Here is a 16,309-nt window from a genome sequence, read left to right as displayed (position 1 = left end):
GGACATTATCGAAGCAGGAGAAATGTCATGAGTAAACTACTGGATCGCTTTCGCTACTTTAAGCAGAAAGGCGAGAGCTTTGCCAACGGTCACGGACAGGTGTACAACACCAACCGCGACTGGGAGGACAGCTACCGTCAGCGCTGGCAGTTCGACAAAATCGTCCGCTCAACGCACGGCGTGAACTGTACGGGCTCCTGTAGCTGGAAAATTTACGTCAAAAACGGGCTGGTGACCTGGGAAACCCAGCAAACCGACTATCCCCGCACCCGCCCTGACCTGCCGAACCACGAGCCCCGCGGCTGCCCGCGCGGCGCAAGCTACTCCTGGTACCTGTATAGCGCCAACCGTCTGAAGTATCCGCTGGCGCGTAAGCGGCTGATTGCGCTGTGGCGCGAAGCACTGGCCCAGCATCCGGATCCGGTAGAGGCGTGGGACAGCATCATGCGCGACCCGGTAAAAACCCTTAGCTACAAGCAGGTTCGCGGCAAAGGCGGGTTTATCCGTTCAAGCTGGAAGGAGCTGAACCAGCTGATCGCCGCCGCCAACGTCTGGACCATCAAAAACTACGGCCCGGACCGGGTGGCGGGCTTTTCGCCGATCCCGGCGATGTCGATGGTCTCTTACGCCGCCGGTACCCGCTATCTGTCGCTGCTCGGCGGCACCTGCCTGAGCTTCTACGACTGGTACTGCGACCTTCCCCCCGCCTCGCCGATGACCTGGGGCGAACAGACCGACGTTCCCGAATCCGCCGACTGGTACAACTCCAGCTATATCATCGCCTGGGGCTCCAACGTCCCGCAGACCCGGACGCCGGACGCCCACTTTTTTACCGAAGTGCGCTACAAGGGCACCAAAACCATCGCGATTACCCCGGACTTTTCGGAAGTCGCCAAGCTCAGCGACCAGTGGCTGGCGCCGAAACAGGGTACCGACAGCGCGCTGGCCATGGCGATGGGCCAGGTGATCCTCAAGGCGTTTCACCTCGATAACCCCAGCGATTATTTTCTCAACTATTGCCGCACCTACACCGATATGCCGATGCTGGTGATGCTTGAACGCCGCGAGGAGGGTTTCTACGTTCCCGGCCGCATGTTGCGCGCCGCCGATCTGGTTGACGATTTGGGCGAAAGCAACAACCCGGAGTGGAAAACCGTCGCTTACAGCAGCACAGGCAATCTGGTTGCCCCTAACGGCTCAATTGGCTTCCGCTGGGGAGAGAAAGGCAAATGGAACCTCGAACAGCAGGCCGCCGGGCAAGCGATTGAACTCTCGCTGTCGCTGCTGGATAGCCGTGATGACGTGGTAACGGTGGGTTTCCCCTACTTCGGCGGCAACGAAAACCCGCACTTTCGTAGCGTTAAGCAGGAGCCGGTAACCCTGCATCAGCTGCCGGTTAAACAGCTGCCGCTGGCCAACGGCGAAACCGGCCTGGTGGTCAGCGTCTATGATCTGATCCTCGCCAACTACGGGCTCGATCGCGGTTTAGACGATCCCAACGCCGCGCAGGACTTCGGCGAGATGAAAGCTTATACCCCGGCGTGGGCCGAACAGATAACCGGCGTCCCGCGCCAGCACATCGAGCAGATCGCCCGTGAATTTGCCGATACCGCGCACAAAACCCACGGGCGGTCGATGATTATCCTCGGCGCCGGCGTCAACCACTGGTACCACATGGATATGAACTACCGGGGGATGATCAACATGCTGGTATTCTGCGGCTGCGTCGGCCAGAGCGGCGGCGGCTGGTCACACTATGTCGGTCAGGAGAAGCTGCGCCCGCAAACCGGCTGGCTGCCGCTGGCGTTCGCCCTTGACTGGAACCGCCCGCCGCGCCAGATGAACAGCACCTCTTTTTTCTACAATCACGCCAGCCAGTGGCGCTATGAGAAGCTGACTGCCCAGGAGCTGCTGTCGCCGCTGGCCGACGCCAGCCAATTCAGCGGCAGCCTTATCGACTTTAACGTCCGTGCCGAACGCATGGGCTGGCTGCCCTCCGCGCCGCAGCTGGGCGTCAACCCGCTGACTATCAAGGAACAGGCCGCCGCTGCGGGTCTTTCCCCTGCCGACTACACCGCCCGGGCGCTGAAGTCCGGCGAGATCCGCTTCGCCTGCGAACAGCCGGATAACGGCAAAAACCATCCGCGTAATCTTTTTATCTGGCGCTCTAACCTGCTGGGCTCTTCCGGCAAGGGCCACGAGTATATGCTCAAATATCTACTGGGTACCGACAGCGGTATTCAGGGCGATGAGCTGGGCGCCAGCGATAACGTGAAGCCCGAAGAGGTGGAGTGGCAGACCGCGGCCATCGAAGGCAAGCTCGACCTGCTGGTGACCCTCGATTTCCGCATGTCCAGCACCTGCCTGTTCTCCGATATCGTTCTGCCGACCGCCACCTGGTATGAAAAAGACGATATGAACACCTCGGATATGCATCCGTTTATCCACCCGCTGTCGGCCGCGGTAGATCCGGCCTGGGAATCACGCAGCGACTGGGAAATCTACAAAGATATCGCCAAAACCTTCTCCGAGGTCTGCGTCGGCCACCTCGATAAAGAGACCGACGTGGTGCTGGTGCCGCTGCAGCACGACTCCCCGGCGGAGCTGTCGCAGCCCTTCGAGGTGCTGGACTGGCGGAAAGGCGAATGCGAGCTGACGCCGGGTAAAACCGCGCCGTCGATCGCCGTGGTTGAGCGTGATTACCCGGCGACTTACGAGCGCTTCACCTCCCTTGGCCCGCTGCTCGACAAGCTGGGCAACGGCGGCAAAGGCATTACGTGGAACACCCAGAGCGAAGTCGATTTCCTCGGCAAGCTGAACTACGTCAAGCTGGACGGCCCGGCGAAAGGCCGCCCGCGCATCGACAGCGCCATCGACGCCTCGGAAGTGATCCTCGCCCTGGCCCCCGAAACCAACGGCCAGGTGGCGGTAAAAGCCTGGCAGGCCCTCGGCGAATTTACCGGCCGCGAGCACACGCACCTGGCGCGCAATAAAGAGGATGAAAAAATCCGCTTCCGCGATATTCAGGCCCAGCCGCGCAAAATCATCTCCAGCCCGACCTGGTCCGGCCTCGAGAGCGAGCATGTTTCCTACAACGCCGGCTATACCAACGTCCACGAGCTGATCCCCTGGCGCACCCTTTCCGGCCGCCAGCAGCTGTATCAGGATCATCCCTGGATGCGCGCCTTTGGCGAAAGCCTGGTGGTTTATCGACCGCCGATTGACACCCGCAGCGTCAGCCAGATGAAAGCGATCCCGCCCAATGGCTTCCCGGAAAAAGCGCTCAACTTCCTGACGCCGCACCAGAAATGGGGCATCCACTCCACCTACAGCGAAAACCTGCTGATGCTGACCCTGTCGCGCGGCGGGCCGATCGTATGGATCAGCGAAACCGACGCCCGCGAGCTGGGTATCGAAGATAACGACTGGATCGAGGCCTTCAACGCCAACGGCGCGCTCACCGCCCGCGCGGTGGTCAGCCAGCGCGTACCGCCGGGCATGACCATGATGTACCACGCCCAGGAACGCCTGATGAATATTCCGGGCTCGGAAGTCACCGGCCGGCGCGGCGGGATCCATAACTCGGTGACCCGCGTGTGCCCGAAACCAACCCATATGATCGGCGGCTACGCCCAGTTGGCTTACGGTTTCAACTATTACGGCACCGTCGGCTCCAACCGCGATGAGTTCATCATGATCCGCAAAATGAAAAATATTGACTGGCTGGATGACGAAGGTCGCGATGGGGTACAGGAGGCGAAAAAATGAAAATACGCTCACAGGTCGGCATGGTTCTCAATCTTGATAAATGCATCGGCTGCCACACCTGTTCCGTCACCTGTAAAAACGTCTGGACCGGACGCGAAGGGATGGAATACGCCTGGTTTAACAACGTCGAAACCAAACCGGGCATCGGTTATCCGAAAAACTGGGAAGACCAGGAGGTATGGGAAGGCGGCTGGGTGCGCGACGTTAATGGCAAAATACGCCCGCGTCTGGGCGGCAAAATGGGCGTCATCACCAAGATCTTCGCCAATCCGGTGATACCGCAGATTGACGACTACTATGAGCCGTTTACCTTTGATTACCAGCATCTGCACAACGCGCCGGAGGGCAAACATCTGCCTACCGCCCGCCCGCGCTCGCTTATCGACGGTAAACGGATGGATAAAATCATTTGGGGGCCCAACTGGGAAGAGCTGCTCGGCGGCGAATTTGAAAAGCGCGCCCGCGACCGTAACTTCGATAAGATTCAGAAGGAGATGTACGGCCAGTTTGAAAACACCTTCATGATGTATCTGCCGCGCCTGTGCGAGCACTGCCTGAATCCGAGCTGCGTCGCCACCTGCCCGAGCGGCGCCATCTACAAGCGTGAAGAAGACGGCATCGTGCTGATCGACCAGGATAAATGCCGCGGCTGGCGTCTGTGCATCAGCGGCTGTCCGTACAAAAAAATCTACTTCAACTGGAAGAGCGGCAAATCGGAGAAGTGCATCTTCTGCTACCCGCGCATCGAGTCCGGACAGCCCACCGTCTGCTCGGAAACCTGCGTCGGACGTATTCGCTATCTCGGGGTGCTGTTGTACGACGCCGACCGTATTGAAGAAGCCGCCAGCACCGAGCGCGAAATCGATCTCTACGAGCGGCAGTGCGAGGTGTTCCTCGACCCCCACGACCCGGCGGTGATTGAAGAAGCGCTGAAACAGGGGATTCCGCAAAACGTGATTGATGCCGCCCAGCGCTCGCCGGTGTACAAAATGGCGATGGACTGGAAGCTGGCCCTGCCGCTGCATCCGGAATATCGCACCCTGCCAATGGTCTGGTACGTGCCGCCGCTGTCGCCGATTCAGTCCTACGCCGACGCCGGCGGTCTGCCGAAAAGCGACGGCGTGCTTCCGGCCATCGAAAGCCTGCGTATTCCGGTGCAGTATCTCGCCAATATGCTCAGCGCGGGCGATACCGGCCCGGTGCTGCGCGCGCTGAAGCGCATGATGGCGATGCGTCATTACATGCGCTCGCAAACGGTGGAAGGCGTCACCGATACCCGCGCCATCGAGGAAGTGGGCTTAAGCGTTGAGCAGGTCGAGGAGATGTACCGCTATCTGGCGATCGCCAACTACGAGGACCGCTTCGTGATCCCGACCAGCCACCGTGAAATGGCGCGCGACGCTTTCCCCGAGCGCAACGGCTGCGGCTTTACCTTTGGCGACGGCTGCCACGGCTCCGACAGCAAATTCAACCTGTTCAACAGTAGCCGTATCGATGCCATCAACATCACCGAAGTACGCGATAAAGCGGAGGGGGAATAATGCAAATCCTCAAAGCGATCGGCCTGCTGATGGAGTACCCGGATGAGTTTCTTTGGCAGTGCAAGGAGGAGGTGCTGAGCATGGTGCGTCGCGACGCCCCCCTGCTCGACGACTTCGCCGCGGCGATGCTGAATGCCCCGCTGCTGGACAAGCAGGCCGAATGGTGCGAAGTGTTCGACCGGGGCCGCGCCACGTCGCTGCTGCTGTTTGAACACGTTCACGCCGAGTCTCGCGATCGCGGCCAGGCGATGGTCGATCTGCTCGCCCAGTATGAAAAAGCGGGCCTGGTGCTCGACTGCCGCGAACTTCCCGACCATCTGCCGCTGTATCTGGAATACCTCAGCATATTGCCGGAAGCCGAAGCCCGCGAAGGGCTGCAAAACGTCGCGCCGATTCTGGCCCTGCTGGGCGGGCGGCTCAAGCAGCGCGATACGCCGTGGTACCTGCTGTTTGACGCCCTGCTGAACCTTGCCGGAAGCCCTCTTTCAAGTGACAGTGTCACGAAGCAGGTCAAGCAAGAAACACGGGATGACACCCGGCAGGCGCTGGATGCGGTCTGGGAAGAAGAACAGGTGAAATTTATCGAAGACAACGCTACGGCCTGTGACAGCTCACCGTTACAGCAATATCAACGACGCTTTAGCCAGGACGTGGCGCCGCAGTACGTCGACGTCAGCGCGGGAGGCCCGAAATGATACAGTACCTGAACGTCTTTTTTTACGACATCTACCCCTACATCTGCGCGACGGTCTTTTTCCTCGGCAGCTGGCTGCGCTACGACTACGGTCAGTACACCTGGCGCGCCTCCTCCAGCCAGATGCTGGATAAACGCGGGATGGTAATCTGGTCGAATCTGTTCCATATCGGCATACTCGGCATTTTCTTTGGCCATCTGTTCGGCATGCTAACGCCGCACTGGATGTATGCCTGGTTTTTGCCGATTGCGGTCAAGCAGCAGATGGCGATGGTGCTCGGCGGCGTGTGCGGCGTTCTGACGCTGATTGGCGGCGCGGGGTTGCTCTGGCGCCGTCTGACCAACCAGCGCGTGCGCGCCACCTCGACGATGCCGGACATTATCATCATGAGCATTCTGCTGATTCAGTGTCTGCTCGGGCTGAGCACGATTCCTTTCTCGGCGCAGTATCCTGACGGCAGTGAAATGATGAAGCTGGTTGGCTGGGCGCAGGGCATCGTGACTTTCCGCGGCGGCTCGTCTGAAATGCTCAGCGGCGTCGCCTTTGTCTTCCGCGTGCATCTGGTGCTGGGGATGACGATTTTCCTGCTGTTCCCGTTCACCCGCCTGGTTCACGTCTGGAGCGCGCCGTTTGAATATTTCACCCGCCGCTACCAGGTGGTGCGTTCAAGACGCTGAGCAAAATCGGCAATCATCCCGGGTGACGGCGTCAACGCCTAACCCGGGCCACAGGAGCCTGTAGCCCAGCTAAGCGTAGCGCAAGCCGGGTAACATCCACGTTTGACAGCCAATGGTTCTGTACGATGTTTATTTTCCGGCCTCTGGATGGGTATCAAACGCCGCCATCACCGCCGCCAGCTCCGCTTCGCTGAAGCCGTATTTGGCATCATCGACGCCGAGACCAAAACGCGTTTTCAGCGCTTCATACAGCGCCGGAACATCCGCTAAATCCAGCTTTTCGACCACATGGTTTTTATCCCAATGGGTAAAGTGGAAATTGGTCAGCGTCATCTTGCCGCCGTCCGGTAAATGGCGGCACATCAGCAGATGGTGGCGGAAGTGCGACTGCGGCCAGTGCGCCGACCAGAAGTTGCCCATCACATAGTCAGCAGCGTACTGGCGACCTAAATCAAAATGGTACATCGACTGCCAGTGGCCGTGATGGCTAAACTGCAGCGCCCACTCATCCCCTTCGTAAATCAGACGATACTCGCCGTGCAGCGTGGCTTGTTCAATATCCGCCAGCAGCTTAATCGGCGCGGTGAGGGTCTGGCCGCCGAAGCCGACGTCGGCAATCCAGCGTTCACCCTCCACTTCCACCAGCAGCAGCCGGTGGGTTCGCGGCGGCATATGCGGCGGATTGGCCAGCACCACGCGGCCCAGAAGGCTGCGCACGTTAAAACCGATCTCGCGCAGCGCCCTCTCGAGCAGGCCGTTTTGCTCAAAGCAGTAGCCGCCGCGGCGACCATGAATCAGCTTATCCTCAAGGGTACGATCGTCGAGATGAATCTCTCTGGGCAGCAGCACATCGAGATTCTCAAAGGGGATGGCGCCATTATGATGGATATGCAGTTCGCGCAGGGTGTTCAGAGATACATCCGGGGTGCCCACCCAGCCCAGGCGAGAAAAATAGGCGCTTAAAAAGGGACTCATCAATGCCTCCAGCAATCGGTGTCCGACATTTATAGCCTTTTTTTGTCGCCTGATGGCGTATTTTGTGCGATCGGCGTTATTCGCGCGCGCCCCGCTGCATCAACGCCAGCGCGCTGAGCATCAGCCCCAGACCGGTAAACAACGTCAGCGAGGCCATCGCCATGCCTTGTCCTGGGGATCCCTGCTCAAACTGACGCCAGATAAACACCGCCACGGTTTGCGTCCCGGCGGGGGCCAGCAGCAGCGAGGTCACCAGCTCGCGTGAGGCGATGGCAAACACCATCAGCATCGCCGCCAGCAGCGCCGGAAAGACCAGCGGCAGGACGATCAGGCGCAGCGCCTGCAGGGGCGTGGCGCCGTGCACCCGCGCGGCGGGCTCAAGGTTATGACCAAGCTGGCGCAGCGCGCTGCCAACGTAGCGCACCGGCCACGGCAGCAGCAGACAGCAGTAGGACAGCAGCAGCATAAACCCGGTGTTGTAAGGCGACACCGGCCAGAACGGCTGGTTCCACAACAGAATCAGCCCGACGCCGACCACCACGCCCGGCAAAGCCGCCGGCATCAACGACAGCGCATCGACGATCGCGCTGCCCTTCATTTTCTGCACCAGCACCAGCCATGCCGCCAGCAGGCCAATGACGCCGACAATCAGCGCCGAAGCCAGCGCCAGCGAAAGGCTGGTGCCCAGCGCCGACAGCGCGTCGCCCTGCTGGGCAAACAGCGCCGTGAAATGGCGGAGGGTAAAGTTATCGCCATGAATACCGCCCGACAGGGTACTCATCAGGCTGGTCAGCACCATCGATGCTCCCGGCAGCATCACGGCCACGCCCCCGACGCTCGCCATTAACAACGCCGCAGGAAGCGCCAGCCAGCCCAACTCCGCCCCGCTATTCTCTCCCGGTTTGCCGGTGACGCTGGTGACCTCTTTATCGCCTGTCAGCCGTTTTTGCAGCCACCAGGCCAGCAGCGCCACCGCCATCAGCAGCAGCGACAGCAGCGACGCGCCGGGGAGATCGATAGGCCAGTCGGCGAGCTTTTTCTCAATTCCCACGGTGAGCATCAGCAGACCCGCGCGCGGCCCGAGGGCCGCCGGAACGCCGTACTCTTCAATCGCCAGGGTAAACGCCAGTAGCATCCCCGCCGCCAGCGCCGGTGAAAGCATCGGCAGCGTGATGTGCCAGAACGCCCGCCAGGCTCTGGCCCCGTGCACCCGAGCGACGATCGCCAGCCGCTGACCGCTCGCCAGCAGGCTGCGCGAAACGGCAAAATAGACCACCGGGAAAATATTGAGCGTCATCACCAGCACGATCCCGCTGCGGCTAAACAGCAGATCGTTGAGATCCCAGCCGGTTAGCTGTTGCAGATAGCCGTTGCTTTGCAGCAACAGCGTCCACGCCAGCGCAGCGATATAGGGCGGCGTAAGAAACGGGATCAGAAACAACACATCCCACAGCCGCGGCAACGGCACATTAAACAACCCGCGCAACACGCCCAGCGGCAGGCCGATCAGCACGCTCATCAGCGCCACGCCGCAGGCCACCCACAGGGTACCGCCGAGCATCATTGGCAGCTGCGGGTCGGCAATCAGCGCCGCCACGCCGCTAAACGCGCCTTCCAGCGATCCGGCGCTAAACCGGGGGAAAATCGCCTGCAGAATAATAAAGAGCAGCGGCAACCCCACCAGCACCAGCAGCACCGCCAGCGTGCCAGCGGAAATCAGTTTCTGTTTCACGGTATTTTCCTGGATACGATCTTACCCGGCTCGCGCTGCGCTTAGCCGGGCTACGGGGTCACTGCCCTCTGCGGTCCGCTAGCCCGGCAGGCGCGCCAGCGCCGCCTCCGGGGAATGTGCCGGGGCTGATGCCCTGGCGTTGCCTCTCCCCGGTGGCGCTACGCTGACCGGGCTACGGGGTCACTGCCATCTGCGGTCCGGTAGCCCGGACAGGCGCGCCAGCGCCGCCTCCGGGGAATGTGCCGGGGCAAATTTTCGCAGCCCCGGGCAAAATCGGTTTACTGGGCGAAAAGCGTATTAAAGCGGGAAAGCACCGCGCTGCGGTCGCTCTTGCCATCGCTGACGGTTGGCAGAATTTTTAGCTCGTTGAGCAGCGGGCGCTTCGCCGGAACATCGCTGCGGGCGGGCATCAGCCAGGCATCGGCGACCCGGGCCTGGCCTTCCGGCGACAGCACATAATCCACGAAGGCTTTTGCATCGTCAGCATGCTGGCTGGTTTTGAGGATCATCATCGGCCGCGGAGCAATCACCGTGCCGCTGGCCGGGAAAATCACCTTCAGCGATTCGCCCTGATCGATATTGCCGTATGACACATAATCGACCGCGCCGAACACCGCCGCTTTCGCCCCCTGCATCACCGGCGTCACCGCCTGGGCGTTCGGCCCGCTAACCACCATGCCGTTGTTTTTTAAATCGTCAAACAGCGCCCATGCTTTATCGCCCATGCCATTCTGTAACCCGATCAGCAAATCCAGCGATGCGCCGGAAAGCGCCGGGTCCGGCGTCGTCACTTTGTTTTTGAACGCCGCTTCGGTCAGGTCGCGCCACTCTTTCGGCTCCGGGGTGCCGCTTTTGCTGTTCCACACAATCCCCAGCGCCGAAATACCCTGGGCAACGTAATCGGCGGATTTCAGGTTGGCCGGAACCTTATCGGCGTTGGCGCTCTGGTACGGCAGCAGCCAGCCGCGATGATGGAGATCCTCCGCCGTATCCCACGAAGCGGAGATCAGCACATCCGCCTGCGGGTTAGCCTGTTCGGCCTCAAGACGCGCCATCACCTTGCCGGTGGTGGCCTGGAAAATATTCACCTTAACGCCGGTTTTCTGCTCATACCCGCTGGCGAGGCTTTTCGCCAGCGAGCCCGGACCGGCGGTATAAACGGTGAGCGCGTGGGCGCTGGAAATCATTGTGGCGGACAACATCATCGCGAGCACGGCTCCTTTCTTAACGGTCATAACGGCTTTCATGCGGGTTCCCCTGAGGATGAAGAAACGGCGCGGACGGCGGCAACGCAGCCCGCGGATAAATGCACAATCTTGTCGGCCAGCAGTTCGGCTTCGCGACGGTCGTGGGTGACGTAGACGGCGGTGATGCCCAGCTGGCGCAGCAGGCGGCTCATTTCGATGCACAGCGACTCGCGCAGCTCGCTGTCGAGATTGGAGAGCGGCTCGTCGAACAGCAGCACGCGCGGTTCGGCGACGATGGCGCGGGCCAGCGCGATGCGCTGCTGTTGGCCGCCGGAAAGCCCTGACGGTTTGCGGTCGGCGAAGCCGCTGAGGCCGACCAGCGCCAGCGCCTCCTCGACCCTATGCTGACGTTGCTGACGCCCGACGCCGCGCATGCGCAGCGGAAAAGCCACGTTCTGCGCCGCCGTCATATGCGGCCACAGGGCGTAATCCTGGAAGACCATGCCGAGATTGCGCTGCTCCGGCGGCATCCCCCAGCCGGCTTTCGCCACCAGGCGATCGCCAAAGTGAATGCTGCCGCTGGCGGGTACGGTTAATCCGGCGAGCAGGCGCAGCAGCGTGCTTTTACCGCAGCCCGAAGGCCCCAGCAGCGCAACAGTGCTGCCCGCATCGATATGCAGATCGATCTGATTAAGCACGGTGTGGGCGCCGAAGGCGAAAGAAACGCCGTCGAGTTTAATGCTGGTCAGCGCGCGCATTATCGCCCTCCCCGATGGGAAAGCGAGGCTCTGCCCGCGGTCAACATCCGCCGGCGCGCGCTCACCTGAGATAAATTCAGGGGAGCTAACATCTTGTTATCCTCTTTGGGACTTAGTGACGCCGACTATAGGGAGCCTCGATGACGTATTGATTACATTTTCATTGCGGATTAACGTGTTGTCTGGCATCAGACCCATTTACCAAGGAACGCATATGAGCCGTTTTCGCCACGTGGAACTCCAGTACGCCAGTCGCCTGCTCAACCATGGCCCGACCATTCTGATAACCAGCTATGACGCCCCGTCTCAACGCCGCAACATTATGGCCGCCGCGTGGTCGATGCCGGTGGAGTTCGCCCCGCCGCGGCTGGCCATCGTGGTGGATAAAAGCGCCTGGACACGGGAAATTATCGAGCGCAACGGCACCTTCGGCATCGTCGTCCCCGGCGTCGAAGCCGCCAGCTGGACCTACGCGGTCGGCAGCATCAGCGGGCGCGATGAGGATAAATTTAACGCTTATGGTATTCCGGTGGTGCAAGGCCCGGAGCTGGGATTGCCGCTGATTGAAGAAAAGTGTCTGGCGTGGATGGAGTGCCGACTGCTGCCGGCAACGGCGGCTCAGGAGCAGTACGATACGCTGTTTGGCGAAGTGGTTTCCGCCGCCGCCGATGAGCGCGCCTTCGTCACCGGCCGCTGGCAGTTCGACGACGATAAAATTAATACCCTGCATCATCTCGGCACCGGCAACTTTGTCGCCAGCGGTCGCCACGTCCGCGCCAATACCCCGGAAGAGTAGGCTCCCTCATTGACGCAGGCGCGGTTAGCGGCCTGCTCGCTTCATCCCGGGGGCGGCGCAGAGCGCCTTGCCCGGGCGACAGGTTCGCAGACCGCTGAGGGCGCGTAGCCCGGACAGATGCGCAGCATCGCCTCCGGGGAGAGAACTACCGCTGCAAACGACGCCGGTCTTCGCTGGGGGTCAGGCCAAAGACCTTTTTATATAAGGTGGTAAAGTGATTGCTGTTGGCAAAACCGCATAAATAAGCCACTTCGGTGATCGTCATATCGGTTTCGCGTAATTTTACGCGCGCCGAAACTAATCTCAGCCGCTTTAAATAATTATCCGGGGTCAGTCCCGTCGCCTCTTTAATATGACGAAAAGCGGTCCGCGTAGTCAGATGAAATTTATCCGCCAGCTGCTGCCAGTTATGTTCTTCAAAACAGTGCTCCTGTAGCCAGGTCAGCAGCTTATGCAGCTTATATTTGGTATTACTGTATTCGGCTTCGGTTTCCGCATGCAGAATCGTCGTCACCAGCTGGAAAAACGCGGCTTCTCTCAGGGCGATATTTCCTGCCTGCCGCAACTCGCGTGAAAAGATTTTGTCAACCAGCTCCTTGCAGGTATGGCGGGTGTCCGGTGCCAGCCAGCCGTAACAGGCGGCCTTCCGCGCGGAGAAGGTCTGCAATAACGTATCGAGCTGCTGTAAATAATGGAACTCAACCAGTGGGTTAATCAATACGTTAATTAACTTCAGCGTTCCCAGCTCATCATAATAATGTACATCGCCCGGCTGAACGTAAAAAACGTCCCCCTGTTGAATATATAATGGCCGGCCATTAATAACGTGTAAACCGTGTCCTTGCTCAACGATCACCAGTTCAGCAAATTCGTGACTGTGTTCATGGCTATTATCTTCCGGGTCACTGGCGTACATCCCCAACTTATCCTGCGGATGGGTGAAATAATACTCAACGGTTAACATCATCGATTAAGTCCAAAACGACATACGGTGCACGGGCAAGATAATGCATTTCACCGGCGGCCACGAGTCAGATTTGTGGAATTGTGATCGCCAACCCGCCCACCCCATTATCAGTGCCATTTTGTCAAATGCATTGGCATTGCCAGAGTGGTTGCCGCGGGCGGCGGCGTCTTATGCTGCGGACAATTAAACACAGAGGACGCAGTATGTCACAGGCAATTCAGCATAATTCTCAGGTCACGATGACTCGCCACCCGCATTTTTTACGCATCGCCGAGGCGCTCCGGCCCGCGCTGCGCCGTCAGGCGCATCTGCCGAGCGCGGTGGTGGAAGCCCGCGCCGACGCCGCGGCGCTCTTTGGCTGGCGCGCCGAGCCGGTGAGCACCCTGGCCGCGTTTTACCAGCGCGAGCTGACCAGCGGCGATAGCGTCATTATTGATTTTGGCAGCCACTACGTTGGTTACCTGCATTTTCTCTGCCGGAGCGCCGGGAGCCCGCCGGACGCTCCGGCCCATCTGCAGTTCACCTTCGGCGAAACGCTGAGCGAAGTGTGCGAACCGTTCAGCGATTATCAGGGCTGGCTCAGCAGCAGCTGGCTGCAGCAGCAGGATCTGTGGCTTGATGTCCTGCCCGCCGAAGTTGATCTCCCGCGTCGCTACTGTTTCCGCTACCTGAAGGTGGAGGTCAAAGCCGTTTCGCGCAAATTTCGTCTGCAGTTTGACCAGATCCAGGTTAATGCCGTTACCTCAGCCAGCGGCGCATGCCCGGCGGCGACCACCTCCGACCCGCAGCTCCAGACCATCGATAGCATCGCCGTTCTGACCCTACAAAACTGCATGCAGGAGGTGTTTGAAGATGGGCCCAAACGCGACCGCCGCCTGTGGCTCGGCGATTTACGCCTGCAGGCGCTGGTGAACGATGTCACCTTCGCCCGCCACGATCTGGTGCGCCGCTGTCTGTACCTTTTCGCCGGGCATACTCGCGAGGATGGGATGGTGTCGGCCAACGTGTTCGTCCAGCCGGATGTCGTTGCGGACGATACCTTTCTGTTTGATTATTCATTGTTTTTTGTCGACGTTCTTTATAACCATTGGCAAAGCGCCGAGGACGTTGAAACGGCCCGCGAGCTGTGGCCCACGGCGCGCCGTCAGGTAGAGCTGGCGCTAAGCCGCTGCGGCCCCTCCGGTATTGTGCGCGATAGCGACGACTGGTGGGTGTTTATCGACTGGCAAGCGTCGCTGAATAAACAGGCGGCGGCGCAGGGCGTGCTGATTTACTGCCTGCAGCGCGCGGTCTGGCTGGCGGAACGCTTTGAGCCTGAATTAGCCGCCCGCTATCGCACCCGTTTACAGCAGCTTAAAGCGGCGGCGCTTGATTCGTTCTGGGACGAGCGGCAAGGCTTCTACATTAGCGGCCCGCTGCGCCAGGTCTCATGGGCATCGCAAATCTGGCTGGTGCTGGCGGAAGTCGGCACGCCGCAGCAGAGACGGGAGATCATGCGCAACCTGGAGAAAAATCCCCCCGCCATCGCCATGAACACGCCGTACCTGCGTCACCACTATATCGCCGCCCTGTTGCAGTGCGGGCTGCGGGATGAAGCGATTGCGCAGATCAAGGCCTACTGGGGCGCCATGGTCGACTACGGCGCCGATACTTTCTGGGAAATCTTCGACCCGGCGCATCCTGACTTTTCCCCTTATGGCAGCAAACTGATCAACAGTTACTGCCATGCGTGGAGCTGCACCCCGGCCTGGTTTATTCGCCAGTACGGACTTTAACAACAACGATAAGCGAGTTTATTTTTATGGCAGAAACAACCTTTACCCTATGGCGGCAGCGCCTTGGCTATGGCATCGCCGACCTCTCCTGCAACCTTGTGTGGCAGATGATCTCTCTTTATCTGATGTTCTTTTACACCGACGTGATGGGGCTGCCCGCCTATTACGTTGGCCTGATGTTCCTCGTTACGCGTCTGGTGGACGGCGTTGCCGATGTGCTGATGGGGTTGGTTATCGACAACACCGCCACCCGCTGGGGACGCTGTCGTCCATACCTGCTGATCGGCGCGCTTCCCTTCGGACTGCTGTGTATTCTGGCCTTCTACGTGCCGGATTTCGGCACCACCGGTAAGCTGATCTACGCTTTTATCACCTACCTGTGCCTGTCGTTTCTCTATACCCTCGTCAACATTCCGTTCTGCGCCATGCTGCCGTTTCTGACGAACGACTCGCGCGAACGCACCACGCTGTCGGCGGTGCGTATCCTGCTCGGCTCGCTCGGCGCAACCATTGTCGCGGTCGCCACTCTGCCGCTGGTTAGCGCGCTGGGGAAAGGCAATCAGCAGCACGGTTTCTTCTATACGGCGGTAGTTTTCGGCGTTATTGCCACCTTTTTCCTGCTGGTGAGCTTTCGTAATGTTAAAGAAAATATCAGCATTACCCAGGAGCGCATGACTTTAAAACGCGCCTGGGTCAGCCTGCGCGCCAACCGGCCATGGTTCGTCTTCGCCATTAATATTTTCCTGATGTGGGGCGCGTTCTTCTTCCAGACCGGGGCGCTGGTCTACTTCTTCCACTACTACGTCGGCAATAACGATCTCACGGCGATCGTCGCCGGGATCTCCACCTTCGTGCCGCTGCTGGGTACTCTCACCGTACCGCTGCTCGCCAGCCGCATGAAAAAACGCCACGTCTACCTGGTGGCCAGCGCGATCAACCTGGTCGGCATGGGCATGATGATGGCGGCAGGCGTTAACAGCTGGGGGCTGATCGCCGGCGCGGTGGTGCTATCGCTCGGCGCCGGACAACGCACGGCGATTTACTTCTCCATGCAGGCCGACCCGGTGGATTACGGGGTGTGGAAAACCGGCATCAATACCGCCGGAATTCTAACCTCGATAAACGGTTTTCTCGGCAAAGTGGCCATGGCCGGCGCCGGCGCCATTACCGGCGTTCTGCTCTCTTCCGGCGGCTATATCGCCAACCAGACGCAAAGCGACAGCGCGATGCTGGCGATTAAAGCCTGCTACCTCTATATCCCGGCGCTGTTGATTGTCGCCTCGATGCTGTGGATAGGCCGTTTCTACCGCCTCGACGACCAGTACGAGCAGATCCGCGCCGACCTTGATGCCGGACGCCGCGCGCCGTCGGATGCGTCATCAGTCGCCGGAGAAAACCACGCCCTGTAAGGCGCTGCATACCCTTCATACCTCTGAAA

Annotated in this window: 12 protein-coding genes; 7 read left to right on the top strand and 5 right to left on the bottom strand. The window is 60.0% G+C overall.

Annotated elements, in window-relative coordinates:
• Positions 1-27: 27 nt before the first annotated feature.
• From BWI76_RS13665 to narI, 4 genes are read left to right on the top strand one after another with little or no spacing between them, the layout of a single operon-like run.
• Positions 28-3,768, top strand: coding sequence for a nitrate reductase subunit alpha (locus BWI76_RS13665; RefSeq protein WP_064371748.1), 3,741 nt, complete (start codon positions 28-30; stop codon positions 3,766-3,768).
• Positions 3,765-5,309: a nitrate reductase subunit beta gene (gene narH / locus BWI76_RS13660; protein WP_004138127.1), complete on the top strand. Its 1,545-nt coding sequence runs from the start codon at positions 3,765-3,767 to the stop codon at positions 5,307-5,309. The genes BWI76_RS13665 and narH overlap by 4 nt, the downstream gene beginning before the upstream one ends.
• Positions 5,309-6,004, top strand: coding sequence for a nitrate reductase molybdenum cofactor assembly chaperone (gene narW, locus BWI76_RS13655; RefSeq protein ID WP_004138128.1), 696 nt, complete (start codon positions 5,309-5,311; stop codon positions 6,002-6,004). Before narH ends, narW begins: the two co-directional genes overlap by 1 nt.
• Positions 6,001-6,681: a respiratory nitrate reductase subunit gamma gene (gene narI, locus BWI76_RS13650; protein WP_004138129.1), complete on the top strand. Its 681-nt coding sequence runs from the start codon at positions 6,001-6,003 to the stop codon at positions 6,679-6,681. The genes narW and narI overlap by 4 nt, the downstream gene beginning before the upstream one ends.
• Positions 6,682-6,810: 129 nt before the next feature.
• Here narI and nhoA read toward each other — a convergent pair whose 3' ends face one another.
• The 4 genes from nhoA to BWI76_RS13630 all read right to left on the bottom strand — a co-directional run bounded on the left by nhoA (position 6,811) and on the right by BWI76_RS13630 (position 11,336).
• A complete protein-coding gene (nhoA, locus tag BWI76_RS13645) occupies positions 6,811-7,656 on the bottom strand; it encodes an N-hydroxyarylamine O-acetyltransferase (protein WP_004138130.1) in 846 nt (281 codons plus the stop codon).
• Positions 7,657-7,732: 76 nt separating this feature from the next.
• On the bottom strand, positions 7,733-9,388 hold the full coding sequence (locus tag BWI76_RS13640; RefSeq protein WP_004138131.1) for an ABC transporter permease: 1,656 nt from the start codon (positions 9,386-9,388) through the stop codon (positions 7,733-7,735).
• A gap of 278 nt (positions 9,389-9,666) precedes the next feature.
• Positions 9,667-10,635, bottom strand: a complete 969-nt coding sequence (locus BWI76_RS13635; RefSeq protein WP_004138132.1) for an ABC transporter substrate-binding protein — start codon at positions 10,633-10,635, stop codon at positions 9,667-9,669.
• The gene (locus tag BWI76_RS13630) at positions 10,632-11,336 is read right to left on the bottom strand and encodes an ABC transporter ATP-binding protein (protein WP_172616324.1); all 705 of its coding nucleotides are present in this window, start codon (positions 11,334-11,336) and stop codon (positions 10,632-10,634) included. The genes BWI76_RS13635 and BWI76_RS13630 overlap by 4 nt, the downstream gene beginning before the upstream one ends.
• A gap of 211 nt (positions 11,337-11,547) precedes the next feature.
• On the opposite strand from BWI76_RS13630, the gene BWI76_RS13625 reads away from it, so the two are divergent.
• Positions 11,548-12,129 carry a flavin reductase family protein gene (locus BWI76_RS13625; RefSeq protein WP_064371747.1) on the top strand — a complete coding sequence of 194 codons (582 nt, stop codon included), beginning with the start codon at positions 11,548-11,550 and terminating at the stop codon, positions 12,127-12,129.
• Between the two features lie 145 nt (positions 12,130-12,274).
• On the opposite strand, the gene BWI76_RS13620 is transcribed toward BWI76_RS13625, so the two are convergent.
• The gene (locus tag BWI76_RS13620; protein WP_004138139.1) at positions 12,275-13,096 is read right to left on the bottom strand and encodes a helix-turn-helix domain-containing protein; all 822 of its coding nucleotides are present in this window, start codon (positions 13,094-13,096) and stop codon (positions 12,275-12,277) included.
• A gap of 203 nt (positions 13,097-13,299) precedes the next feature.
• Here BWI76_RS13620 and BWI76_RS13615 point away from each other — a divergent pair, with 203 nt between their 5' ends.
• Positions 13,300-14,871 (top strand): family 78 glycoside hydrolase catalytic domain, encoded by a 1,572-nt coding sequence (locus BWI76_RS13615; RefSeq protein ID WP_064371746.1) that lies wholly within the window; start codon positions 13,300-13,302, stop codon positions 14,869-14,871.
• Positions 14,872-14,897: 26 nt separating this feature from the next.
• Complete coding sequence (locus tag BWI76_RS13610) at positions 14,898-16,280, top strand: glycoside-pentoside-hexuronide (GPH):cation symporter (RefSeq protein WP_064371745.1); 1,383 nt, start codon at positions 14,898-14,900, stop codon at positions 16,278-16,280.
• The last annotated feature ends 29 nt before the right edge of the window (positions 16,281-16,309 follow it).

This window comes from Klebsiella sp. M5al (genome assembly GCF_002090195.1).
Lineage (GTDB): Bacteria > Pseudomonadota > Gammaproteobacteria > Enterobacterales > Enterobacteriaceae > Klebsiella > Klebsiella grimontii.
Note: the sequence above shows the minus strand (reverse complement) of the source record. Positions and strands in the feature narration are given on the sequence as shown.

Coding starts and splice junctions, on each gene's coding strand:
- BWI76_RS13665 (WP_064371748.1), top strand. CDS start 28: ATGAGTAAACTACTGGATCGCTTTCGCTACTTTAAGCAGAAAGGCGAG.
- narH (WP_004138127.1), top strand. CDS start 3,765: ATGAAAATACGCTCACAGGTCGGCATGGTTCTCAATCTTGATAAATGC.
- narW (WP_004138128.1), top strand. CDS start 5,309: ATGCAAATCCTCAAAGCGATCGGCCTGCTGATGGAGTACCCGGATGAG.
- narI (WP_004138129.1), top strand. CDS start 6,001: ATGATACAGTACCTGAACGTCTTTTTTTACGACATCTACCCCTACATC.
- nhoA (WP_004138130.1), bottom strand. CDS start 7,656: ATGAGTCCCTTTTTAAGCGCCTATTTTTCTCGCCTGGGCTGGGTGGGC.
- BWI76_RS13635 (WP_004138132.1), bottom strand. CDS start 10,635: ATGAAAGCCGTTATGACCGTTAAGAAAGGAGCCGTGCTCGCGATGATG.
- BWI76_RS13625 (WP_064371747.1), top strand. CDS start 11,548: ATGAGCCGTTTTCGCCACGTGGAACTCCAGTACGCCAGTCGCCTGCTC.
- BWI76_RS13620 (WP_004138139.1), bottom strand. CDS start 13,096: ATGATGTTAACCGTTGAGTATTATTTCACCCATCCGCAGGATAAGTTG.
- BWI76_RS13615 (WP_064371746.1), top strand. CDS start 13,300: ATGTCACAGGCAATTCAGCATAATTCTCAGGTCACGATGACTCGCCAC.
- BWI76_RS13610 (WP_064371745.1), top strand. CDS start 14,898: ATGGCAGAAACAACCTTTACCCTATGGCGGCAGCGCCTTGGCTATGGC.